This is a genomic window from Bifidobacterium scaligerum, from assembly GCF_002802865.1.
GTDB lineage: Bacteria > Actinomycetota > Actinomycetes > Actinomycetales > Bifidobacteriaceae > Bifidobacterium > Bifidobacterium scaligerum.
The window spans coordinates 1-3,621 of record NZ_PGLQ01000016.1; the positions used below are offsets into that span (position 1 = coordinate 1).

Genomic DNA, 3,621 nt, shown 5'->3' on the forward strand with positions numbered 1-3,621 from the left:
CGTCTGGGCACGTACAAGTACTACGACATGCACAATGTGATCGACACGGCTTTGACCGCGTACGAGGAGCAGGTCGCACCCCTGCTCGCCAAGTGACCGGAGGATCGATCGGCGCATACTGACTAACGTCTTATGCCGCACTCCCTTGACGGGAATTAAGAGCTGACGGCTAGTGAAAGAAGGCTTGACGGCGCGATGGACGCACTGACGCATGGAATAATGCGTCGAAGCGGCCAATGCGTCATCAAGCCTTCTTTGGTTATGTGGGGTTTGCTGGGCCTATTGTGTTGCGGTTTGCTGTGCGCGGTGCTTGCACGATAGGTTGCCGCAGAAGTCGGGCGTGTGCGGGGTAGCGCGGGTACCATGGAGATAGCGCACAGTGTAGCGCGTGCGTAGAAGGGGCGCGTCTTCTCATCAGAGGCATGCAAGGTGCGTGCAAGTGTGTGCAAGACGCAACACGATCAAAGGAGCGATCATGTCCGACTCGTCAACCACTCCGAATACCAATCCGAACCCTGGTCCAGGCTCTAGTGCGAATGAAGAGCCGAATACGCCCCTCAATGTCGGTGAGGGCGCCGTGCCGTCAGCGCCAGAACCTCCCACGTACCCAGGCGGGGGCGCCGTGCCGCCGCAGACGCCGTATGGTCAGCCGCAATACAATGCGTACGGACAGTCAACGTACGGTCAGACGGGATACGGCCAGCCCTACCCCGGGTATGCAAGCCAGCAGCCGTACGGCGCGTCCGGCTACGGTCCGGCGTACGGTGCAGGAGCGCCACCTTACAGCCCAGCGTACGGCGCATACAGCAATGCCAATCAGTACAACGGACTGGCCATTGCCGGTTTCATATGTTCGTTCCTGTTCTCGATCGTGGGTCTGGTGCTGAGCATCATCGGACTGAACCAGATCAAAAAGCAGGGCGGCAAAGGACGAGGTTTGGCCATCGCCGGCATCGTAATCAGCATCGTCAATACGGTGCTGGGCATCATCATTACCATTGCGGTCATCGGTGGTTCGATGTACGCCGTCAACGAAATGGTCAACGAAATGGATCGTGGAGGACAATACGACTATTCCTACAGTTGGGATGACGATACGGACGACACGTACACCAGCCTGACGAATGGTTTGGATGCCCTGCCGGAGCGCGTCGTAGTAGGCTGAGAGCTATGAGACTTGCACGTTTTTCTATGAATGATGCGCCGCGCTACGCCTTCGTGCAGAAGGACCCGGCCGACGGCAAAGACTATCTCATCGAACTCAACGGTCACCCGCTGGCCGGCGATCAGGTCGAGCCCACCGGCAATCGATATCCGGTTGATGGCGACGGCATTCGTCTGCTCGCCCCGGTCATTCCCTCCAAGGTCTACGGGCTGGCCAAGAACTATGAGGCCCACGCTCAGTTCATGCACGAGGCGGGCCACTCCGAAATCGCGCATGCGCCGGAGAACATGGTGATCTTCACCAAGCCGTCCACTTCGGTGATCGGTCCGGACGATCCGATCGTGTACCCGGCTTGCTCCAAAGACATGAACTTCGAGCCGGAAGTGGCCGTGGTCATGGGGCGCATCGCAAAGAATGTGCCGGTGGAGAAGGCCATGGACTATGTGCTCGGCTTCACCTGCGTGAACGACGTGACGCTGCGCGATCTGCAGGGACTCGACCCCACGTGGACCCGTGCCAAGGGCTTCGATACCTCCTGCCCGCTTGGTCCGTGGATTGTGATGCGCGACGACTTGGACTGGCGTGACGCGAAGATCTCCTTCACGCTGAACGGTGAGGATGTGCCGATGGCGTCCGGTACCACCGCGAATCTTATTCACGGCATTCCGGAGCAGATCGCCGCGATCTCCTCGTTCTCCACCCTGCTGCCCGGCGATGTGATCATGACCGGCACGCCGAACGCTTCCGGTCACCTCGATCCGGGCGATGAGGCCATTGTGCATGTGGAGGGTATCGGCGACCTGCGCAACGTGATCGTGCGCGCCTAGCGGTCTGCTCAGGAGCCATCGTTTATACGCTGAATCTTATACGCTGAATCGGCATTAATCGTCATTATGTATGCGGCTGAACGAAGTGCGCGCATACATAATGACGTTTTTTCGTCTAACACCCTCACTAAGTATGCGGTTCAACGAATACGGCGCAGACATAGTGAGGGCGCATAGTGCGCGTACATAAGAGAGTTGCGGGTGGGGCGCAAGCGGGGGCGATGCCGGTAGGTCGATGTTCTGGCGGGTTGCGGCGGGACGCTTTTACGCACCCGGCAGCGCGGCGTGCAGCACGGTCATTACCACCAGCGAGATGATTGCCGTCACGGTCAAGGAGAATCCGGCGAGCTTGGCATTGCCGGTGAGCGAGTCAGTGAACTTGGTGGAGAAAATCGTGATCGGGGCGAACGCGCCCAGTACGATGATCTCCCTGATGCGCATGTCGAACGGTAGTAGGAACCACGCCGCCACTGCAATAATCACGCCAAACACCGCGCGCCAGCCGATCACCTTCAATAGCTCCAAGCGATCCTTGCGATTGTCCGGAATCTCCATCATCAGACCGATCATGGCCATGGCGCAGAAGGCGTTCGCATTGGCGAACGGGGTGATAAGCGTCACGATAGGCTGTGGAATCGTGATGTGCAGGAACATGAATACCAGCATCAGCATGTAGATGTCGAACGAAATCGACCCCAGAAAATCATGGGCGATGTTCCTTAGACGCAAGCTCAGCGGCAGCGATTTGAAGTTGTCGTCCATGTTGAGCAACGTGCGTGTAATGGTGAGGGAGCCAGCCGTGGCCACAGTGGCGTTGCCGATGTCCAGCATGATGATGGGCAGACCGGCGGATGCGCCCATGAAGGTCTGTACCACCGGCAAACAGAATGCACCGAGGTTGAGTCCCGAAGCGTTGAGCATCTGGAAGGCGCGGTAGTTGCGCTCGTCGCCACGCGAACCGAGATACACGATAAACAGTGGAATTGCACAGGCGAAGAAGCCGAACAGCACAATCCACAGCATGCGCATGTCGTGCTTGTTGGTGGCGAACGAGAGGATGATCGCACACGGCAGCGTGAGGTTGAACACCAAGCCCTGCGCGACCTTGTAGTCGCGTTCGCCGAAGATGTGTAGGTGTTTGAGCGCGTAGGGCGCGATAATGGCGAGCAGCAGCGCGCCGGATTGGAAAATCATGTTCTTCTCTTAATTCCGCAAATTCTCACAGTCGCGCACCCCGCAGTGTGATGGGACGGAAAGCGCGAAAAGCAAACCACGCGAAAATACAGGATAGGAACATGAGTTCATGGTTTCGCGCAACGGTGCGCATTGTGGGATGCGATTTGCGCGCTTTTCGCGCGAATCGTGCGCAAACGGGCTTCGTATGGCGTGATTTTGCATGCTTTTCGCGCGAATTGGGTGCGAATGGGCTTTGTGCGGCGCGATTTACGTACTTTTCGCGCGATTCGTATGCTCATGCTGCGGGCCGCGCGCTTTTCGTGCGATTTGGGTGCAAACGGGCTTCGTATGGCGTGATTGGCGCGCTTTTCGCGCGAATTGTGCGTACCGCGTGGTTGTGCGGCGCGATTTACGTACTTTTCGCGCGAAAAGTGTGTGAAGAGGGGCGGGAAG

General features: G+C 58.0%; 4 protein-coding genes. 2 read left to right on the plus strand and 2 right to left on the minus strand.

Annotated elements, in window-relative coordinates; translation table 11 throughout:
* The first annotated feature begins 475 nt into the window (after positions 1 to 475).
* Both CUU80_RS10560 and CUU80_RS10565 read left to right on the plus strand, forming a co-directional pair.
* Entirely contained in the window at positions 476 to 1,165 is a 690-nt protein-coding gene (locus tag CUU80_RS10560) for a DUF4190 domain-containing protein (RefSeq protein WP_100497299.1), read from the plus strand.
* A 5-nt stretch (positions 1,166 to 1,170) separates the two neighbouring features.
* A complete protein-coding gene (locus CUU80_RS10565) occupies positions 1,171 to 1,992 on the plus strand; it encodes a fumarylacetoacetate hydrolase family protein (protein WP_100497300.1) in 822 nt (273 codons plus the stop codon).
* Positions 1,993 to 2,256: 264 nt separating this feature from the next.
* On the opposite strand, the gene CUU80_RS10570 is transcribed toward CUU80_RS10565, so the two are convergent.
* Together CUU80_RS10570 and CUU80_RS10905 are read right to left on the minus strand one after the other, a co-directional pair.
* The gene (locus CUU80_RS10570; RefSeq protein ID WP_100497301.1) at positions 2,257 to 3,186 is read right to left on the minus strand and encodes an AEC family transporter; all 930 of its coding nucleotides are present in this window, start codon (positions 3,184 to 3,186) and stop codon (positions 2,257 to 2,259) included.
* A 107-nt stretch (positions 3,187 to 3,293) separates the two neighbouring features.
* The coding region (locus tag CUU80_RS10905; RefSeq protein ID WP_207760124.1) for a hypothetical protein at positions 3,294 to 3,621 on the minus strand (328 nt) is incomplete at its 5' end.